Raw genomic sequence first — 19,759 nt, forward strand, 5'->3', positions numbered from 1 at the left:
TGGACGCTCCGCGTCCGCTTCGGCATGGGACGCGGAGCGTCCCGGGCTGCATTCCCACGCAGAGCGTGGGAACGATCTCGCCGACTCAGTGACCGCTGGCCGCCGGGCCTGCCTTGGCAGCAAATGGCGGCTTCGCCAGCCAAACAATCAAGATCAACCCCATGAACCCCCACCCCAGCAGCGTGAAGTAATCCACGGTGGAGAGCATGTACGCCTGACTCGTCAGCACATGATCAAGCTGCGCATACGCCGGATTGCCCGCCCCGCCCAGATTGTTCAGCGCTTCCCGGGTCGCCGGCTCATAGGTGCTGATGCTTTCACTCATGTAGGCATGATGCTGATCCGCCCGGCGAATCCAGATCCAGGTCGTCAGCGACGCTGCAAAGCTACCGCCCAGTGTCCGCAGGAACGTCGCGAGACCGGCGCCATCGGCAATCTGGCTTGGCGGCAGATCCGACATCAGGATGCTCAGGGTCGGCATGAAGAACAGCGCCACGCCGATGCCCATGAACAGTTGCACCAGCGCGATGTGCTGGAAGTCCACTTCGTTGGTGAATTCGGCGCGCATGAAGCAGCTCAGGCCGATCGCCAGGAACGCCAGCCCGGCCAGCAGGCGCAGGTCGAACTTGTGCGCGTACTTGCCGACAAACGGTGACAGCACCACCGGCAGAATACCGATCGGCGCTACCGCCAGCCCGGCCCAGGTCGCGGTGTAGCCCATCTGGGTCTGCAACCATTGCGGCAGGATCAGGTTGATGCCGAAGAAACCGGCGTAACCCAGCACCAGCACCAGCGTGCCGATGCGGAAGTTGCGGTGGGCGAACAGGCGCAGATTGACCACCGGATGCTGGTCGGTCATCTCCCAGATCACGAACACCGCCAGCGCAATCACCGAAATGGCCGCGCCAATGATGATGAAGTTCGATTCGAACCAGTCCAGGTCGTTGCCCTTATCGAGGATCACCTGCAAGGCACCGACGCCGATGATCAGCGTGATCAGCCCGACGTAATCCATCGGCTGACGGCTGGTGACCACCGGGCGTTTCGCCAGTTGCGAACGCACCACCATCACCGCGAACACGCCAATCGGCACGTTGATGAAGAAGATCCACGGCCAGCTGTAACTGTCGGTGATCCAGCCGCCGAGAATCGGACCGGCAATCGGCGCCACCACCGTGACCATCGCCAGTAACGCCAGGGCCATGCCGCGCCTGGCGGGCGGATAGACCGCGATCAGCAGCGTCTGGGTCATCGGGTACAACGGCCCTGCCACCAGCCCTTGCAGGACACGGAAGCCGATCAGTTCAGGCATCGAGGTGGAAATACCGCAGAGGAACGAGGCCAGCACAAACAGCATGGTGGCCCAGAGAAACAGCTTCACCTCGCCGAAACGCCGGCTCAGCCAGCCGGTGAGCGGCAGCGCGATGGCGTTGCTCACGGCGAACGAGGTAATGACCCAGGTGCCCTGCTCCGAACTCACGCCAAGGTTGCCGGAGATGGTCGGCAGCGCCACGTTGGCGATGGTGGTGTCGAGCACTTGCATGAAGGTCGCCAGCGACAGGCCGATGGTGCTGAGCAACAGGCTGGGCGGCGAAAAAGAGGCGTTATTGCTCATCGCGAATCCTTTGGAGCTGAATTTTTTGGAGCGAGGGCAGGCGCCGCGCCCGTCAGGGAGCGCGGCGAAAGGATTGGCGAATCAGCGTTGCGCGGTCTTGCTGACCGCAGCGCTGTTGTCGTGGATCAGTTGCGCGATCATCGCGTCGGCTTCACCCAGTTGGCGGTCGTAGACGCTGGTGCTGAACGAAGCCTGTTGCGGCGGCTGCTGGGCCAGTACCGGGCCGCTCTGGTCATGCAGGTTGACCTCGACATTGGTCGACAGACCGACGCGCAGCGGGTGCTTGGCCAGTTCTTCGGCATTGACGTGAATCCGCACCGGTACTCGCTGCACGATCTTGATCCAGTTACCGGTGGCGTTCTGCGCCGGCAACAGGGCGAAGGCGCTGCCGGTGCCCGCACCGAGGCTGTCCACGGTGCCGCTGAATTTCACGTCGCTGCCGTAGATGTCGGATTCGATGTCCACCGGTTGGCCGATGCGCATGTCACGCAGCTGGGTTTCCTTGAAGTTGGCGTCGATCCACAGCTGATCCAGCGGAATCACTGCCATCAGCGCGGTGCCCGGCTGCACGCGCTGGCCGAGTTGCACGGTGCGTTTGGCAACGTAACCGGTAACCGGCGCGATCAGCGTGCTGCGAGCGTTGGTCAGGTAAGCCTGACGCAGATCGGCAGCGGCCGACATCACGTCCGGGTGCGACGACACCACGGTGTCATCGACCAGTGCGCTGGTGGTTTTCAGTTGCTGCTGGGCGTTGGCCAGGGCGTTTTGCGCCGAGGTCAGGTCGTCGCGAGCGTGGGACAGTTCTTCCTGGGAAATCGCGCCGCCGGCGGCGAGGTTTTTCCGGCGGTTGTAGTTGTCCTGGGCTTTCTGCACGTTCGCCTGTTGCGCGTTGACCTGGGCTTTCATGCCGTCAACGTTGCTGTACAGGCCGCGAACCTGACGCACGGTGCGCGCCAGTTTGGCCTGGGCACTTTGCAGACCGACTTCGGCGTCGTTCGGGTCGAAGTTGATCAGCACCTGACCTTCGTGAACCAGATCGCCGTCGTCAGCACCAATGCTGACCACGGTGCCGGTCACCAAAGGGGTGATTTCAACGACGTTGCCGTTGACGTAGGCGTCATCGGTGCTTTCGTTCCAGCGCCCGACGAATTCGTGATACGCCCAGACGCCGGCACCGGCGAGGGCAACCACAACGGCCAACACCACCAGCATCACTTTGCGTTTGCGCGGATTGCCGGTGTCGGGGGTGTTGTCTTGAGCTTGAGTGTTTTCGGCAGTGGCCATGACAAATACCTTGAATTAGTTGTGCGTGGTGGCTGGGCTGGCGTTGGCGGTGGTCAGGGTTTGCCCCTGAAAGCCGCCACCCAGCGCTTGCATCAGTTGAATCGACAGGTCGATCTGCTCGGCATTCAGGTTGGCCAGCTGACGCTGGGCCTGCAGCAATTGCTGCTCGATGCTGAGCACGTCCAGGTAGTTGCCGATGCCGGAACCGTAACGCTGGACCACGGTGTTGTAAGAATCCTGGGCAATGTCGGTCGCGTGCTGCTGGGCGCCGATCTGCCGGCCGATGTCACGCAACTGGTTGATCGTGTCGCTGACATCGCCCAAGGCTTTCACCAGGCTTTTGTTGTACTGCGCCACGGCCAGGTCGTAGTCGGCGTCGCGTGCATCGAGGTTGGCGCGCAAGCGTCCACCGTCGAAGATCGGCAGCGAAATGGTCGGAGCGATGTTGAAGAAGCGGCTGGCGGACCCGAACATCGCGTCACCCAATAACGATTCGGCACCGGCGGACGCCGTAAGGTTCAGGTTGGGATAGAAGCGGGTCTTGGCCGAGTCGATGTCCTTGCTCGCGGCCTCGACACGCCAGCGCGCGGCGACCAGATCCGGGCGACGACCCAGCAGTTCCGCCGGCAGAACAGACGGCAGCGCTACGGCACTGGCTTGCAGGACTTTCGGTCGGGCGATTTCGTTGCCGCGATCCGGGCCTTTGCCGAGCAACACGGCCAGAGCGATTTTGGCACTGTTCAGGCGCTTTTCGGCGTCGATCAGGCTGGCTTCGGAGCTGGCTTCCAGGCTTTGGGTCTGCTGGAACTGGTACTGGCTGTCGATCCCGGAGCTCAAACGGCGCTGGCTCAGATCGAGCATCTGCTTGGTGCGCTTGAGATCTTCGGTCGCCAGGTCATAAACGATGTGCGCCTGACCCAGATCGCTGTAGGCCCGGGCCACGTCGGCGGCGAGGGTCAGTTGCGCGGCCTGACGGTCGACTTCAGCCGCGCGAGCCTGGCCGAGTGCGGCTTCCCAGGCGTCACGCTGACCGCCCCAGAGGTCGAAGTTGTAATTGAAGCCGGCGCTGATATTGCGCGTAGTGGCGTAGGCGTCGCCCTGCCCTCGCGGGTCCTGATCCTTGGCCAGGCGCGAGCGCGTAATGCCGGCGCTGGCGTCGAGGGTCGGGTAGCGCTCGGCATCGGCGGCATATGCAGCGGCGCTGGCCTGATGGGCGCGGGCGTCGGCGATCTGCATGTCCGGGCTGTCGTGCAGGGCTTCGCGGATCAGACCGTCGAGCTGCGGATCGCCGAGGCTGGTCCACCAGTCGCTCTTCGGCCAAGCGGCCTGGGACAGAGTGACGCCATTGAGCGATTGCCCGGTTTTCAGGGTTTTCGCATCGAGGCTGGCGCCTTGGGTATCGAGGCCACTGTAGTTGGCGCAACCGGCGAGGATCATCGCCGACAGCACCAGTGTCAGGCTGCTGCGCAAGGTTTTACCGCTCATTGTGTTCACCTAACCGCTGGATGGTGATCGGGTCACCGGCCGCCAGCAAAATTTTCTTGAGGATGTATTCCAGGGTTTTCAACTCGTCCGGGGTCACGGCGCCGGCCAGTTCGTTCATGGCGTCGGCACCGATGTGCGGCAGGCGATCGGCCAGTTGCTGGCCTTGTTCGGTGAGTTTCAGTTGCACCTGACGGCGATCGCCTTCGCTGCGTTGGCGAATCAGGAAACCTTTCTGTTCCAGGCGGTCGAGCATGCGGGTCATCGAACCGCTGTCCAGCGACAGGTGCCGGCACAGCTCGGCCGGGGTATCGACGCCGAACTGGGCCATGATGATCAACACCTTGAACTGCGCGGCAGTGATGCCGTGGGGTTCCATGTGGGTGTCGATGATCTTGTCCTTGAGCAAGGCCGCACGGCCGAGCAACAGGCCGAGATGGCAATGCTTGAATTCGTCGGGGGTGAAATGCTTCATGTGCTCACCTAATAACTGCCTAGGCAGTGAATGTATGTCGAGATGTTACTGCCTAGGCAGCGAATGTCAACGTAATAGTTAGGTTGCTTTGTAATTGGCGGATAAATGGCTGGGCGAGCGTGGCTGAACTAGGGCGCATTGCACGCCGATTACGCTCAAGATTTGTCAGTGGGATGATTCATCGATGGCGGCTGAACGGGATGAACTTCGCGCCCACGCAACGCGGTCGCCACATACCCGCAGGCGCGCCTGGCTCCCGCGTAAATGCCGTGCCAGCCCGGCGGCGCCGGCTCGATGGCGGCATGCAATGCCAGCGCATAATCGAGCACCAGCCCGGGCGTCCAGGCCATCGCCTCGGCGCGCTTGCGCACCTGGGCCGCGACCCAGAATTCCGGGCTGATGATGACCCGGGCAAAATCCAGCATGCTCGAATGGCCCCGGTTCATCGCGCCTTCCAGCGCCGCTTCCAGGCTATGCGCGACGGCACTCGAACAATTGCGGCTGGTGAGGTTGTAGGTGGTGTCCTGCCGATAATCCGCCCAGAACGCCTGAAGCCGTGCGGCATCGTAGTGCCCGAAGCTGACCTGAACCGAGGACGGACACCAGTCGGCAACCTCGCTCGCATAATCCTGCAGAAACCTGCCTGGGACATCGTTGTTCGGTGTGGCCCGCAGCAACCGCACGAAATCCCCCGCCGAACGATCGATGTCGTCCAGCGGGTAATGGCTGATGTAAAGGTCCGGCCCACATTCCAGTGCCGCGTGGCCGGCGGAGATGACGCCGTTGATGTCGACTGCGGCGATATAACGGTTGAGCAGCCGGTTGCGCACCAGGGTGTCGTCAACGGTGCCGCTGGGGGTCCAGACATGGATGACCAACGCGTCACCGTAGGCCGGTTTGCACACCGGGGACGGCGTCACCGGCGTATGCCCGTTCTTGAACCGCAATGCCTGCTGCAACAAGGCACAGCCCGAGAGAAAGATGCTCATGCCAATGCAGAACGGCACCGTCCCCTTGTAAAGCGTCGGGTACGGTTCGAGGAGGAACAACGCGAAGCCAATCTCGAACAGCGCCACCAGCAGTGACACCTGCCAACCGACAAAGCGCACCACCACCGCAGCCGCCAGACGAAAACCGCCGTCGAGCAGAAAAGCCACACCGAACAGCACCGCGAGAATCACCCCAGCGACATGTTGCCGGTCGACGATCAGCAGCCCCAGCAGCAGAAAAGCCAGACCCCGCGCCCTGCGCAAAACCGCCGCGGTGCCAGCTTGCGGGGCCGGCACCAGCAGAATGATCAGGGCTTCGAGCAACAACAGATAGCCGAACACATGCAGCGGGAAATACAGAACGCCGTCCAGCGCATCGATGAAAATGGCCACGCCGGCCGCGCCCCAGACAACGCCGGTCAGCGCCAGTGCTGACCAGCGCCGGCGGACAAAGTCGTTACCGAGCAAGACCATACTCAAACGGACCATAGGCGCCCCCGGGGCGTTTCGGGCAGCCGCACTTTGCAGCCATCAAGCTGAGGTCAGTCTAATACATCAAAAAAGAGCCGGATCGTGGTGACACGATCCGGCTCTGTAGGAATGCGGTCTAGAAGTCCCGCTTGTAGAAGATATCCAGCGAACTGGCCACGCCGCTGGCGGCTTCCAGGTAGACCTTTTTGCTCAGCTTGTAGCGCAAGGCGATGGTGTTGGCCGGTTCGAACACGCCGACGCCGTAACGCAAGCTGAGCTTCTCCGAAATATTGCCGCTGGCCACCACGCTGGTGGTGTTGCCGCTGCCCTGGGTGTCGAGCTGGAAATCCTGAATCCCCAGGTCCTTGGCCAGACCGCTGGTGACCCCGGAACTGCCCATCAGGCCCAGACCGAGCGCCGCTTGCGCGAGCATGTTGTTGTCCTCGCCGGTGGTGCTCAGCGGACGCCCCAGCACCAGATAGGACAACGCCTGCTCCTGGCTCATCGCCGGCTCGGAGAAGATCTGCGTGGTCGGCTGCTCGGCGCTGCCGCTCAGGCGAATACCGGCGATCACGTCGTCGGTCTGGCGGATCGCTTCGATGTCCAGATACGGCTGATCGATCGGCCCGGCAAACAGCAGACGCGCGCGGCGTACCGTCAGGCGCTGGCCGTAGGCGCGGTATTTGCCGTCGTTGAGCCACAGCTCGCCGCGGGTGTCCAGGTTGTCGCCGATGTGCACATGACCTTGCAGGTTGGCGGTCAGGCCGAATCCGGCGAAGCTCAGCTTGTCCTCACCGACCACCACATCGATGTCCATCTTCATGGCCATCGGCGGTTTGCCCTCTTCGGTCTGCGCACCGACGATGATCGTGTCATCGGAGACTTTCACCGTCGATGGCGGCAGTTCGCGCACGGTGATTTCGCCTCTGGGCACCAGCACCTTGCCGGCAATCGCCAGCTCGTCGCCGGCCATGGAAATTTTCAGGTCCGGCGCCACTTCAAGCTTGGCGTAGGGTTCGACAGTGACCGGCAATTGCGTGCCCTTGAGCGCCAGATCCACCACCAGCGCCTGACCCCAGGCGACGTTGCCGCTGAGGCTGCCCTGCCCGGCCTTGCCGCTTTTCCAGCCGCCGTTCAATTGCACGGTTTCCCCGGCGATCACCGCTTGCAGTTGCAGTGCCTGCAATTCCAGCGGCAGTTCCGGGCCGGACACTTCGCCGTCACTGAGTTGCACAGTGCCGTTGACCAGCGGCGCAAGCAATCCGCCGGAAATCGTGCCGCTGCCGTTCAGGCGTCCGGTGAGTTTCTCGACCATCGGCACAAACGGCCGCGCCACCGACAGGTCCAGCCCGCTGAGGCGGAACGAGCCATTCAGCGGTTTGTTCTTCGGCAGCGGATTGAGCTGCGCCTGCACCATCAGTTCACCGAGCTTGCCACCGACGAAGTTGAGGTCGGTGTCGATGCGTTTCGGCGTGAGTTTGCTGGTGAGCTTGAGGGTCTGGTACGGGAAGTCCAGCCACTGATCCTTTTCCTTCATGCGCAAGGTGCCGCCGCTGGCATCGACGCTGATCTGGCCGTTCGGGCCGCTGGCCGGCAGGTCCAGTTGCAGGTCGGCATTGAGCTTGCCCTGCCAGGCGAAATCCTTGGGCAGCCACTGCGCCAGGCTTTCGATCGGGAATTGCTTGAGGTGGTAACGCAGCTTCGGTTCCGGCATCAACCGCTGGTCTTCGCCGCACAGGCTGGCATTGCCGGACATCCAGCAATGGGCGCCGAAGTTGATTTTGCCGTCGGCCAGACGTTCAAGTTTGGCCGGGTTTTGCAGCTTCCAGTCCTGACCGCCGGCCTGAATGTCGCCACTGGCCAGACGCCCGCGCCAGTTGCCTTTGTCCAGATTGCCGTCCAGGCCCAGCGCGAGTTTCAGCTTCGGCCCGAGCAGGTCGAGAGTGAGTTTCTGGCTTTTGATATCGCCCTGAGCGCTGGCGGTCAGGGTGCCCAGCGACGTGTCGCCGGCCTGAATGCCGCTGCCCTTCAAGTCGATTTTCGCCCGTTGCGCGCTGTCGAGGGTGGCGTCGAGGTTGAGGCTTTGCAGGCGATTGTCCTGGAACACCAGTTGCGAACCCTGCAGGTCGAGCTTGCCTTGCGGTGCTTTCAGGGTGCCGGCGACATCGACCCGACCGTTGATCTGCCCGCGCAGCTGCGGCCAGAGCTGGGCCAGACGCGGCAACTTGATGTCGATCTGCCCCGTGAGCTTCTGTTGCAGGCTGCCCTTGCCATTGATGCTGTTGTCGCCGAGGCGGATTTGCAGGGCATTCAGATTCCACTGTTCGCCCGCGCCGTCAGCCTTGGCTTGCAGCACCGCCGGTTGCCCGCGCAGTTTGCCTTTGAGGTCGAGGTCAGCGTTGAGGCTCAGGCGCTCGTTCTTCATTTCGCCCGTGCTTTTCAGTGGCCCGGCCAAGGTGCCCGGCAGCTCCGCCATCCAGTACGCCGGGTTGAGCGCGGACAACTCCAGCGCAGTGTCCCAGGCAATGCCGTCGGCGAACTGCACGTTCACATGCCCTTCAGCTTTGCCCTGCCCCGCTTCGAGTTTGAATTGCGGCAGGAAGATCTGTTTGAGATTGCCGCTGAACGGGCTGCTCAGGCTGAACGCCCCCGCCGGGCCATCCAGCGCGGCGGCGAAATTGCCGAGGTATTGGCCGTCGGTGTAGGAGACTTCGCCGGTGAACGTGCGCAAGGCGACTTGCGGCTCGTCGATCTCGGAATAGAGCCGATGCCACGGGAAATCCTGCCAATTGATGTTGGCCTGGGCGCTGAGGCCTTTGCTCCAATCGACATTGCCAGTGAGCTTGAGGCTTTGCTTGTCATTGGCCGTCAGGTCGAGGCCGGCGATTTGCGCACCCTTGGCGTCAACCTTGCCTTTGAGCAACAGCGCTACCGGGCCTTTATCGGCAGGCAACGTCGCATTGCCGAGCAATTGGTAACCGTTTTTCAGGTCGCCTTCGCCGGTCAATACCAGTTGATTGAGTTGCAGAGTGTCCGGCAGGTCGGCGCTCGGTTTGAACGCTTCCGAAGTGATGCGCACCTTGGCCGGCAGGTTTTCCGCCAGCGGTTGCAGCTCGCCAGTCAACTGGCCGTCGAGGTAGCCACGGCTGTCGGCGTGCAGGTTCAGGGTCTTGAGCAGATCGCCGTCGACTTTGAGTGCCAGCATCCATGGGCCGGTGCCCGGTGACGGCAGGGTCAGATCACCGGCGATGTTTAGCGGCCAGTTACCGGTGGGCTGCAACAGGCCGGACAGATTCAGGCTCAGGTCGTCGCGTTGCAGTTTCACGCTGTCGATCTGCATGCCCTTGGCAGTCCAGTGCGCCGCGAGTTGCAGGCCTTTGAGCTGTTCGCTGCCATTGAACAACAGGCTGCCGACCTGCACGTCACCCAGCTCGATGGCCACGGGCAATTGCAGATCCGGCAGTTTGATCGGACCGCTGTCGGTGGTTTCTTCACCGGGCGGGAATTGCAGGCTGACCTGATCGGCCTTGAGCTGTTCGATGCACAGCGTCATGCGCGTCAGGCACAGCGGTGACCATTCGAAGATCGGTTTGCTCAGCTCGACGCGGCTGCCGTCCTGCTGCCAGAGCAAATGATCGGCGCTCCACTGCCCTCCCAGGCGACCCTGAAAGTTGTCGACACTCAAACCCGGAACCAGCCCCAGCACCCACCGACTGCCGGCCTGCGTTCCGAGCACAGCGGTGATGCTCAATACAATCAGCAGCACCAGCGACAACAGCGCCAGAGCGGAAATCTTCAAACCACGCTTCACAGCTCAGGCCCCATGGAAAAGTGCAGCCGGATGCCGCCATCGTCGTCCAGCGCGTGAGCCAGGTCGAGGCGGATCGGCCCCACCGGCGAAACCCAGCGCACACCTATACCGACCCCGGTCTTGAGGTTCGGCAGTTCGAGTTTGTTGAAGGAGTTGCCTTGGTCGACGAAGGTCGCGATCCGCCATTTTTCAGCGATCGAGTATTGATATTCGACGCTGCCGGCAATCATGTAACGCCCGCCGATGCGGTCGCCCTCGGCGTTTTCCGGGGACAGGCTCTGATAGTCGTAACCGCGCACGCTCTGATCGCCACCGGCGAAGAAGCGCAGCGACGGTGGTACGGATTTATAACCGTTGGTGGCGCTGCCGCCGACCTGCACCCGCCCGAGGAAGCGGTGATTGTCGAACACCGTGGTCAGGCCTTTGATCAATGCGGTGCCATATAAAAGGTTGGTGTCCGAAGCCAGACCTTCCTTGGCCACCTTGGATTCAAACGTCAGGCGATAACCATTGTGCGGGTCGATGCGGTTGTCGCTCTTGAGGTAGGAATAGCTGACGCCGGGCATCAACAGGTTGCTGAGACCGGAGTCGTCGCCCAGTTGATATTCCTCACGCTGCCATTTCAGCGAAATCACCCGCTGCCAGCCGCTGGGCAACTTGCTGTGCCATTCCGGGCCGAAGGTCAGCAGTTTGCTCAGGGTGTCGGAACCGTCGATGTTTTCGTACTGATAACCACCGGCCCAGCGCAGTTTGTCGGTCAGCGGCGGGTCCAGCGGAATGTCATAGAACAGTCCGACGTTCTGCCGTGGCGCCGAGAGTTCGGCTTCCCAGCCGTAACTGTCGCCTTGCGGGTTGACCCAATGGCGAGTCCAGTTGGCCTTGATGCGCGGGCCAACGTCGGTGGAATAACCGAGACCCAGGCCCATGGTGCGCGGCTTGCGGGTTTCGAGTTTGACGTCCACCGGGATCACGTCGTTTTTCGCGGCGGTCGGTGCGGCGTCGACCCGCACGCCTTCGAAATAACCGCTCGATTGCAGGTCTCGATTGAGTTCGGCGATCAGCTCCGAGTCATACGGTTCGCCGGCCTTGAACGGCACCATGCGTTGCAGCAGGTCTTCGTCGAACGGCGTGTCGCCCGCGAAGCTGACTTTGCCCAGCGCATAACGCGGGCCGCTTTCATAGATCAATTCAACATCGGCGACCCCGGCGCGGGGATCGACCATCAATTTCTGGCTGGTGAAACGGCCACTGAAGAAGCCATAGCGCGACGCTTGATTCTGGATCAAGCGCTTGGCGTCTTCGTAACGACCATGGTTGAGCACGGCGCCGGGCTTGAGCACGTCGCTTTTCGGTACACGAAAGGCTTTGAGGGCGGCAGCGGGTCCGTCGACACGCACGGTGACATTGCGCAGGCGAATCGGCTCGCCGGGATCGATGTTCAGCACCAGGCGCGGTTTTTCGCCGCCCTTCACGTCACTCTCGATGTGCGGCTGGTAGTAGCCCAAAGCCTGGGCGGCCTTGCGCGCCTGCTCTTCGGCGCCGCGACTGAAGCGCTGCAAGGCTTCTTCGTCACGATCGCCGAGGCTGCCGATATAGCCTTCTATATTGGCTTTGAGTTCATCGTTGGACGGTTTGATCCGCACATCCAATTCACTTTGCGCCAGCGCCGCGCAGCTGGTTAACAGCATGAGCACGCCACTGGTAAATCTTCCTGGAAACTTCATAGGCGCGGATGCTATCACGGGCTTGGGAGCGTGATAGAACAGGAAATTTCCCAAAAAGTTCGATGGTTATCCCGTTGCAGTTTGTAACACCTGCGGGTTGGCGTGGAAAAACACGTGCTCGCGCACCGGTCCGACGGCGACTTCGCCGATTTCCTCATAGCCCTGACGCTTGTAAAACTCCAGGTAGCGCGGGTTGCCGGTATCGAGGATCACCCCTTGGGAGCTTTCGTCCACCGCGCACCAGTTGTGCACCGCTTGCAGCAGTTGTTCGCCGAAGTGTTTGCCCTGAAATTGTGGATGCACACCCAGCAGCGGCAGCATGTGCACCGAATCGGTCGGCACGCAGGCTTCAACGGCGGCGTGATATTCCAGATAACGCCGGGTGCAGCGGAAACCGGTGCTCAACACCATGCGCAGACGCCAGGCCCAACTCTCGGTGACACCCAGACGTCGTTGCGGCGGTGCGATCAGGGCGATGCCGATCAAGCGATCATTGACCAACAGGCCGATGGCCGGCAGATCCTGCAGGAAATGCTGTTTGACCAGTTCCCGCACCGTGGCGCGCACCCGTTGTTCGTAGCCCGGGCGCTCGGCCTCGAACAGATAAGCGAAGGTCGGCTCATGACGGTAAGCCTGATACAGCAAGGATCGCGCTTCACGGGAATAGCCGCGGTCGAGCATGTGGATGTCGGCGATGGCGGTCGAGGTTTCAGGCATGACGGTGATTCTCCCTGGACGGGACTCAACAGGCCCCGTTCTTGTTATACGAGCCTTGGGCTGAAGGGATCGTTCCCACACCCGAAAGACATTAGCAGCGCATATGGACTACCGCCACGCTGGCCCAGATCCTACATGTCAGCTAGCATCGCCCTTTTGCCAGGACTGCCGACCATGAAGATCGTTTCCTTCAACATCAACGGACTGCGGGCCCGCCCGCATCAGCTGGCGGCGCTGATCGAAAAGCATCAGCCGGACGTCATCGGCCTGCAGGAAACCAAGGTCCACGACGACCAGTTCCCGCTGGAAGAAGTGCGGGCCCTGGGTTATCACGTGTATTTCCACGGCCAGAAAGGCCATTACGGCGTTGCCCTGCTCTCGCGCCAGGAGCCGATTGCCGTGCACAAAGGCTTCGCCACCGATGAAGAAGACGCGCAGCGGCGCTTTATCTGGGGCACGTTCGCCGACGCCAACGGCGTGCCGGTGACGATCATGAACGGCTATTTCCCACAGGGCGAAAGTCGCGACCATCCGACCAAATTCCCCGCCAAGCAACGCTTCTACAGCGATCTGCAAGCGCTGCTGGAAAGCCAGTTCAACAATGAGCAGCCTCTGGTGGTGATGGGCGACGTGAACATTTCCCCGGAAGACTGCGACATCGGCATCGGCCCGGACAACATGAAGCGCTGGCTGAAAACCGGCAAATGCAGCTTCCTGCCGGAAGAGCGCGAGTGGATGGCCCGCCTGAAGAACTGGGGCCTGACCGACAGCTTCCGTCATCTGAACCCAGATGTTACTGACACCTTCAGCTGGTTCGACTATCGCAGCCGTGGTTTTGAAGACGAGCCGAAGCGTGGTCTACGCATCGACGTGATCCTGGCGTCCCATGGCTTGCTGCCACGGGTGAAAGCGGCCGGCGTGGACTATGAACTGCGCGGGATGGAAAAGCCTTCGGACCATGCGCCGATCTGGCTTGAATTGAGCTGACCAGCCTGAAGCAGAAGATCACAGCCAGCGGTTGTGATCTTCTGCCTTGTCATCTTTCAGAAACCTCACTGACTTAATCTCCCCGGCAATCCCCTTGGCTGCATTCGGTGCCGGCATGACCCTGCGCGTTCTGTTCGTCTTTCTCCTGAGTGCCTGGCTGCAGGTTTCGGCCGCTGCATTGCCCATTCCCGAGAACGGCCCGGTCCTGCGTATCCAGGGTTCCAACACCATCGGCGCGGCCCTCGGCCCGGCACTGGTGGAAGGCCTGCTCAAAGAACAGGGACTGTCAAAAGTCCACAGCGAAACCCCGGACACCGCCAACGAACAGCGAGTCGTCGGCCTGACGGCTCAAGGTAAACGGATCGTGGTGGAAATCGCCGCCCATGGCTCCAGCACCGGTTTCACGGCACTCAAAAGCAACAGCGCCGATCTGGCCGCCTCTTCTCGTCCGATCAAGGACAGCGAACTCGCCAGCCTGCAACCCCTCGGCGACCTGAAAAGCCCCGGCGCCGAGCAAGTCATCGCCATCGATGGCCTGGCGATCATCCTTCACCCCGCCAATCCGCTGAACCAATTGAATACCGAACAACTGGCGCGCATCTTCAGCGGCGAGGCGAAGACGTGGGAAGAACTCGGCGGCAAGGGTGGGACGATTCATCTGTATGCGCGGGATGATCAGTCCGGCACCTACGACACGTTCAAGGAACTTGTCCTCAGTCGTCGTGGGAAAACTCTGAATAATTCGGCGAAACGTTTCGAGTCGAGCGAGCAATTGTCCGACGCGGTCAGTGCCGATCCGCAAGCCATCGGTTTTATCGGCCTGCCCTATGTGCGCCAGGCCAAAGCCGTGGCGATTGTCGATGGACAGTCCCTGGCGATGTTGCCGCTGGCCAGCCTGATCGCCACCGAAGACTATCCACTGTCACGACGGTTGTTCTTCTATTTGCCACCCGACAGCCTGAACCCGTGGGCCCGGGCGTTGGTGGATTTTGCGCAAAGCCGTCAGGGCCAGGCGATTGTTGCGGCCAATGGCTTTATCGCCCAAACCGTGCACGCCATCTCGGTTACGCCGAATGCGCTGATGCCCGAGGGGTATCAATCCCTCAGCCGGCACGCCCAGCGTCTGACCGTGAACTTCCGCTTCGAAGAAGGCAGCGCCAGCCTCGACAACAAGGCCCGCCAGGATCTGGCCCGGGTGTTCGACTATATAAAGCACCACGAGAAGACCGACCGTGCAGTGACATTGGTGGGGTTCGGCGACGCCAAGGACGATCCGGCGCGGGCGGATTTGCTGTCGAAGCTGCGGGCGATGGCGGTACGCCGGGAGCTGGTGAAGAACGGCGTGGTGTTGCGCGAAGTGCGCGGATTTGGCGCGCTGATGCCGGTGGCGACCAACAGCGGGGATGAAGGCAGGATCAAGAATCGGCGGGTCGAGGTGTGGGTTTACTGAGCGTCGAACCAGTGATCGTTCCCACGCTCTGCGTGGTAACGCAGCCATGGACGCTCCGCGTCCACTGTGACGCGGAGCGTCACGGTATGCATTCCCACGCAGAGCGTGGGAACGATCACCGGCTTGACGCCTAGACGTGGGAACGATCAGGGGTGAAGTGCTGGATCAGCGCTCGCTACGCAGCATTTCCTTCGGCACGTACTTGCCGATCTCGAACTTGCCGATCGCCGCGCGGTGCACTTCGTCCGGGCCGTCGGCCAGGCGCAGGGTGCGCTGCATGGCGTACATGTAGGCCAGCGGGAAATCGTTCGACACCCCAGCCCCGCCATGGATCTGGATCGCCCGGTCGATCACCCGCAACGCGACGTTCGGTGCGACGACCTTGATCTGCGCGATCTCGCTCTTGGCAACCTTGTTACCCACGGTGTCCATCATGTACGCCGCCTTCAGGGTCAGCAGACGTGCCATGTCGATTTCCATCCGCGAGTCGGCGATCTTGTCGACGTTACCGCCCAGGCGCGCCAGCGGTTTGCCGAATGCAGTACGGCTCACCGAACGTTTGCACATCAGTTCCAGTGCGCGCTCGGCCATGCCGATCGAACGCATGCAGTGGTGAATCCGGCCTGGGCCAAGGCGACCTTGAGCAATTTCGAAGCCGCGTCCTTCACCGAGCAGGACGTTTTCGTACGGCACTCGCACGTTGTCGAACAGCACTTCGGCGTGGCCGTGGGGTGCGTCGTCGTAACCGAACACCGGCAGCGGACGGACGATCTTCACGCCGGGGGTGTCGACCGGCACCAAAATCATCGAGTGCTGGGCGTGGCGCGGAGCGTCAGGGTTGCTCAGGCCCATGAAGATCAGGATCTTGCAGCGCGGATCGCAGGCGCCGGAGGTCCACCATTTCTTGCCGTTGATCACCCACTCATCGCCATCACGCACGGCACGAGCAGCCATGTTGGTGGCGTCGGAGGATGCGACGTCCGGTTCGGTCATCGCAAACGCCGAGCGAATCTCGCCGCGCAGCAGCGGTTCGAGCCAGCGCTGTTTCTGCTCTTCGTTGGCGTAACGCACCAGCACTTCCATGTTGCCGGTGTCCGGTGCCGAGCAGTTGAACGGCTCGGGACCGAGCAGCGAACGGCCCATGATTTCCGCCAATGGCGCGTATTCGAGGTTGGTCAGGCCGGCGCCGAGCTCCGACTCAGGCAGAAACAAATTCCACAGTCCTTCAGCCTTGGCCTTGAGTTTGAGTTCTTCCATGATCGCGGTCGGCTGCCAGCGGTCGCCCTCGGCAACCTGCCGTTCGAACACGGCTTCGGCCGGGTAAACGTAAGTGTCCATGAACGCGGTCACGCGCTCACGCAGTTCTTGCACCTTGGGCGAATAAGCGAAATCCATGAGCAATTACCTTTTTTCGGCAGGTTGTTTAAGTCATGCAATCGATGCTAGAACAGCGTTGATAATTTACCTAGCCTATTCTCGGCGTGTATAAACATTCATCACCGATATATGATTGGTTGATTTTCCGGGCAGCCCTGACCTGTACCCTCCACCTATAACAAGAGAGCCGCGTAATGAATCTGAGCAAGGTCGACCTCAACCTTTTCATCGTCTTCGACGCGATCTACACCGAAGCCAACCTGACCCGCGCCGGGCAGATTGTCGGCATCACCCAGCCAGCGGTGTCCAACGCCTTGGCGCGGTTGCGCGAGACCTTCAACGACCCGCTCTTCGTACGCACGGCCCAGGGCATGGTGCCGACGCCCATGGCGCAGAACATCATCGGCCCGGTGCGCAACGCACTGTCGCTGCTGCGGGTGTCGGTTCAGGAAAGCCGCATTTTCAACCCCTCGCAAGCGGTAAAGACTTACCGCATCAGCATGACTGACCTGACCGAAGCGGTGATTCTGCCGCCGCTGTTCCAGCGCCTGCGTCGCCTGGCGCCGACGGTGATCATCGAAAGTTTCCTGTCCAAACGCCGGGAAACCACCAAGGAACTGGCCGCCGGGCGCCTCGATTTCGCCGTGGACGCGCCGCTCAACACCGACCCGCAGGTGCGCCACGTCAAGCTGATGGAAGACCGATACGTCTGCGCCATGCGCAAGGGCCATCCGCTGGCGACCAAGGAAAAATTCACCCTCGACGATTACCTGTCGCTGACCCACATTCATATTTCCAGCCGTCGCAGTGGTCTGGGCCATGTCGATCTGGCGCTGGGCAAGATGGGCATCCAGCGCAAGATCGCGCTGCGCTCGCAGCACTATCTGATGGCGTCCCAGGTGTTGCAGCAGACCGACATGGTGATGACCGTGCCGGAGCGTTTTGCCCGTCGCCATGACCTGCATGCGTTCAATCTGCCGGTCAACGATGTGCCACCCGTGGAAACCCATTTGTACTGGCACGAAAGCACCGATCAGGACCCGGCCAACCGCTGGATGCGCGAGCAGATGATCGAGCTGTGCCAGCAAGTGACAGCGCACGAGAAGAAGCTCGACAAGCTGCAGGCGCCCACCACTTGACGTAAACGTCAACCTGCCATTAGCTTAGCGCCAAGACCTTATTTCGAGCGCTTTCATGAGCAGCCAGACCTACAGCATTTCCGACCTCGCCCGCGAGCTGGACATCACCACCCGGGCGATCCGCTTCTATGAAGAACAAGGCCTGCTCAGCCCCGAGCGCCGAGGCCAGGAACGCATCTATTCGCCACGCGACAAGGTCAGCCTGAAGCTGATCCTGCGGGGCAAGCGCATCGGTTTTTCCCTGGCCGAGTGCCGCGAGCTGATCGAGCTCTACGACCCCTCCAGCGGTAACACCAAACAACTCAACAGCATGCTGGCGAAAATCAGCGAACGCCGGGAACAGCTCGAGCAGCAATTGCTAGACATCGAACAGATGAAGCTGGAACTCGACACCGCCGAAGAACGCTGTGTACAGGCGCTGGAGCAGACGCTCAAAAGTCAGCAAGTCGCGCAGTAGCCTCCCGATAATTACAACAGGTCAACGCCATGTCCCTCCCCTCCCAAGTACGCCTGATCGAAGTCGGCCCGCGTGACGGCCTGCAGAACGAAGCCCAGCCCATCAGCGTTGCCGACAAGGTGCAACTGGTCGACGCGTTGAGCGCTGCCGGCCTCGGCTATATAGAAGTCGGCAGTTTCGTCTCGCCCAAGTGGGTACCGCAGATGGCCGGCTCCGCCGACGTGTTCGCGCAGATCCAGCGCAAGCCCGGCGTGACCTATGGCGCGCTGGCGCCAAACCTGCGCGGTTTTGAAGATGCGCTGGCCGCCGGGGTCAAGGAAGTCGCGGTGTTTGCTGCGGCATCCGAAGCGTTTTCGCAACGCAACATCAATTGCTCGATCAGCGAGAGCCTGGCGCGGTTCGCACCGATCATGGAATCGGCGAAACAGCACGGCGTTACCGTGCGCGGTTACGTGTCCTGCGTGCTGGGTTGCCCTTATGAAGGCGAGGTCGCCCCGGAACAAGTCGCCATGGTCGCCCGCGAGTTGTACGCGATGGGCTGCTACGAAGTGTCGCTGGGCGACACCATCGGTACCGGCACCGCTGGCGCGACCCGCCGTCTGTTCGAAGTGGTCTCGAAGCAGGTGCCGCGAGAAAAACTCGCCGGCCACTTCCACGACACCTACGGCCAGGCCATGGCCAACATCTACGCCAGCCTGCTGGAAGGCATCGCGGTGTTCGACAGCTCGATCGCCGGCCTCGGCGGCTGCCCGTACGCCAAGGGCGCCAGCGGTAACGTCGCCACCGAAGACGTGGTGTACCTGCTCAACGGCCTGGGCATCGAGACCGGTATCGACCTCGACGCCTTGATTGCTGCCGGCCAACAGATCAGTGCCGTGCTGGGTCGCCCAACCGGTTCGCGCGTGGCCAAGGCTCGTAGCGCACAGTGAGGGGATGGTGTTACCGCCGAGCGCGAAACGTGGGCACAAGCGAGTAACACGGAAACAAATTGTCTGGTTTTGCCTGAAGGAAAAATCCTTCAAAAATCTCAAACCCTTGATTTACAAGGGTTTTGAAAAGTTGGCACGGCTTCTGCTATCTCTATGGCATAACAAGAATAAAAAGCAGCAAACCAATAAAAATAAGACGTACCGACTCTGACATAACAAAAACAACACGGCAGAGACGCAGCTAACAGATTTTTTTGGAGAAGGTGTGCTTTTCAGGGTGTTCCTCGGAATGACCCGCAACCGGGCAGAGAACAATAAAACTACCTTCAGGTAGCTCCCGAATCGGTTGGATCGCCTAGCGAGAAAGCAGATCAGCGCTCAAAAAAATACGTTTGCTCTTGACCCCGGATGGGGGTCGCCAAAAACAGCGGTAAAGGGCCACGGTTGCCAAAAACAACAACAGACCGACCCTCAATAATAAAAAAGAGCACGCGACGACAAAATTAAAGGGGAGCTTCGGCTCCCCTTTGTGCTGTCTGGCGTTCTGAAATTGTCCGCGACGGATCTCCTCCCCCATCTCGATCTTCCTGTAAGCGCTCACTCGGCAAGATCTCAGTGAGGCAATTGATCTTGTGCCTCAACATCCAGCCCCCCCCATACAAGTAATCCCAACAAAAACACGGAGGGTTCACGGCTTTCGCTGTGTGTAAACACGACGCCGCATGCGCGTTTAAAGTACACGAACCGTTACGCCATAAGGGCTACAACACCTTGCGTCGTTGCCTACGCGTACGCCAGAATCCGCCGGCTTACGCGGCTATGGGGTGGGCTATATCGTTTCCCTGTCACTGA

General features: G+C 61.2%; 14 protein-coding genes. 5 read left to right on the top strand and 9 right to left on the bottom strand.

Annotation, left to right across the window (positions count from 1 at the left end; translation table 11 throughout):
- Window positions 1-85: 85 nt before the first annotated feature.
- The 8 genes from AC3WRD_RS18410 to AC3WRD_RS18445 form a co-directional block, all read right to left on the bottom strand.
- The gene (locus AC3WRD_RS18410; protein ID WP_096822287.1) at window positions 86-1,615 is read right to left on the bottom strand and encodes a DHA2 family efflux MFS transporter permease subunit; all 1,530 of its coding nucleotides are present in this window, start codon (window positions 1,613-1,615) and stop codon (window positions 86-88) included.
- Between the two features lie 81 nt (window positions 1,616-1,696).
- Window positions 1,697-2,899 (bottom strand): HlyD family secretion protein, encoded by a 1,203-nt coding sequence (locus AC3WRD_RS18415; protein ID WP_102621752.1) that lies wholly within the window; start codon window positions 2,897-2,899, stop codon window positions 1,697-1,699.
- 15 nt (window positions 2,900-2,914) lie between these two features.
- Window positions 2,915-4,384, bottom strand: coding sequence for an efflux transporter outer membrane subunit (locus AC3WRD_RS18420; RefSeq protein ID WP_102621751.1), 1,470 nt, complete (start codon window positions 4,382-4,384; stop codon window positions 2,915-2,917).
- On the bottom strand, window positions 4,374-4,856 hold the full coding sequence (locus tag AC3WRD_RS18425) for a MarR family winged helix-turn-helix transcriptional regulator (protein ID WP_096822290.1): 483 nt from the start codon (window positions 4,854-4,856) through the stop codon (window positions 4,374-4,376). The genes AC3WRD_RS18420 and AC3WRD_RS18425 overlap by 11 nt, the downstream gene beginning before the upstream one ends.
- 155 nt (window positions 4,857-5,011) lie before the next feature.
- Complete coding sequence (locus tag AC3WRD_RS18430; protein ID WP_102621750.1) at window positions 5,012-6,334, bottom strand: hypothetical protein; 1,323 nt, start codon at window positions 6,332-6,334, stop codon at window positions 5,012-5,014.
- A 118-nt stretch (window positions 6,335-6,452) separates the two neighbouring features.
- Window positions 6,453-10,127: a translocation/assembly module TamB domain-containing protein gene (locus AC3WRD_RS18435; RefSeq protein ID WP_102621749.1), complete on the bottom strand. Its 3,675-nt coding sequence runs from the start codon at window positions 10,125-10,127 to the stop codon at window positions 6,453-6,455.
- Window positions 10,124-11,851 carry an autotransporter assembly complex protein TamA gene (locus AC3WRD_RS18440; RefSeq protein ID WP_096822293.1) on the bottom strand — a complete coding sequence of 576 codons (1,728 nt, stop codon included), beginning with the start codon at window positions 11,849-11,851 and terminating at the stop codon, window positions 10,124-10,126. The genes AC3WRD_RS18435 and AC3WRD_RS18440 overlap by 4 nt, the downstream gene beginning before the upstream one ends.
- 66 nt (window positions 11,852-11,917) lie before the next feature.
- A complete protein-coding gene (locus AC3WRD_RS18445) occupies window positions 11,918-12,568 on the bottom strand; it encodes a GNAT family N-acetyltransferase (protein WP_085732178.1) in 651 nt (216 codons plus the stop codon).
- Window positions 12,569-12,742: 174 nt separating this feature from the next.
- Between AC3WRD_RS18445 and xthA the strand changes: the two genes are divergently transcribed.
- Both xthA and AC3WRD_RS18455 read left to right on the top strand, forming a co-directional pair.
- Entirely contained in the window at window positions 12,743-13,555 is an 813-nt protein-coding gene (gene xthA, locus AC3WRD_RS18450) for an exodeoxyribonuclease III (protein ID WP_096822294.1), read from the top strand.
- Window positions 13,556-13,670: 115 nt separating this feature from the next.
- Window positions 13,671-15,005: a substrate-binding domain-containing protein gene (locus AC3WRD_RS18455; protein ID WP_102621758.1), complete on the top strand. Its 1,335-nt coding sequence runs from the start codon at window positions 13,671-13,673 to the stop codon at window positions 15,003-15,005.
- A gap of 165 nt (window positions 15,006-15,170) precedes the next feature.
- On the opposite strand, the gene AC3WRD_RS18460 is transcribed toward AC3WRD_RS18455, so the two are convergent.
- A complete protein-coding gene (locus tag AC3WRD_RS18460; RefSeq protein ID WP_102621748.1) occupies window positions 15,171-16,400 on the bottom strand; it encodes an acyl-CoA dehydrogenase in 1,230 nt (409 codons plus the stop codon).
- 176 nt (window positions 16,401-16,576) lie between these two features.
- Here AC3WRD_RS18460 and AC3WRD_RS18465 point away from each other — a divergent pair, with 176 nt between their 5' ends.
- From AC3WRD_RS18465 to AC3WRD_RS18475, 3 genes are read left to right on the top strand one after another with little or no spacing between them, the layout of a single operon-like run.
- On the top strand, window positions 16,577-17,521 hold the full coding sequence (locus AC3WRD_RS18465; RefSeq protein ID WP_102621747.1) for a LysR family transcriptional regulator: 945 nt from the start codon (window positions 16,577-16,579) through the stop codon (window positions 17,519-17,521).
- Window positions 17,522-17,576: 55 nt separating this feature from the next.
- On the top strand, window positions 17,577-17,978 hold the full coding sequence (locus AC3WRD_RS18470; RefSeq protein ID WP_007951507.1) for a MerR family transcriptional regulator: 402 nt from the start codon (window positions 17,577-17,579) through the stop codon (window positions 17,976-17,978).
- 29 nt (window positions 17,979-18,007) lie between these two features.
- Entirely contained in the window at window positions 18,008-18,907 is a 900-nt protein-coding gene (locus AC3WRD_RS18475) for a hydroxymethylglutaryl-CoA lyase (protein WP_007951509.1), read from the top strand.
- Window positions 18,908-19,759 lie beyond the last annotated feature (852 nt).

It is taken from the genome of Pseudomonas sp. FW215-R2 (genome assembly GCF_058789255.1).

Bases quoted from the DNA above. Each gene is read 5' to 3' on its own strand.
- AC3WRD_RS18470 (WP_007951507.1), top strand. From the start codon at position 17,577: ATGAGCAGCCAGACCTACAGCATTTCCGACCTCGCCCGCGAGCTGGAC.
- AC3WRD_RS18430 (WP_102621750.1), bottom strand. From the start codon at position 6,334: ATGGTCCGTTTGAGTATGGTCTTGCTCGGTAACGACTTTGTCCGCCGG.
- AC3WRD_RS18440 (WP_096822293.1), bottom strand. From the start codon at position 11,851: ATGAAGTTTCCAGGAAGATTTACCAGTGGCGTGCTCATGCTGTTAACC.
- AC3WRD_RS18445 (WP_085732178.1), bottom strand. From the start codon at position 12,568: ATGCCTGAAACCTCGACCGCCATCGCCGACATCCACATGCTCGACCGC.
- xthA (WP_096822294.1), top strand. From the start codon at position 12,743: ATGAAGATCGTTTCCTTCAACATCAACGGACTGCGGGCCCGCCCGCAT.
- AC3WRD_RS18460 (WP_102621748.1), bottom strand. From the start codon at position 16,400: ATGGATTTCGCTTATTCGCCCAAGGTGCAAGAACTGCGTGAGCGCGTG.
- AC3WRD_RS18465 (WP_102621747.1), top strand. From the start codon at position 16,577: ATGAATCTGAGCAAGGTCGACCTCAACCTTTTCATCGTCTTCGACGCG.
- AC3WRD_RS18420 (WP_102621751.1), bottom strand. From the start codon at position 4,384: ATGAGCGGTAAAACCTTGCGCAGCAGCCTGACACTGGTGCTGTCGGCG.
- AC3WRD_RS18410 (WP_096822287.1), bottom strand. From the start codon at position 1,615: ATGAGCAATAACGCCTCTTTTTCGCCGCCCAGCCTGTTGCTCAGCACC.
- AC3WRD_RS18425 (WP_096822290.1), bottom strand. From the start codon at position 4,856: ATGAAGCATTTCACCCCCGACGAATTCAAGCATTGCCATCTCGGCCTG.
- AC3WRD_RS18455 (WP_102621758.1), top strand. From the start codon at position 13,671: ATGACCCTGCGCGTTCTGTTCGTCTTTCTCCTGAGTGCCTGGCTGCAG.
- AC3WRD_RS18475 (WP_007951509.1), top strand. From the start codon at position 18,008: ATGTCCCTCCCCTCCCAAGTACGCCTGATCGAAGTCGGCCCGCGTGAC.
- AC3WRD_RS18415 (WP_102621752.1), bottom strand. From the start codon at position 2,899: ATGGCCACTGCCGAAAACACTCAAGCTCAAGACAACACCCCCGACACC.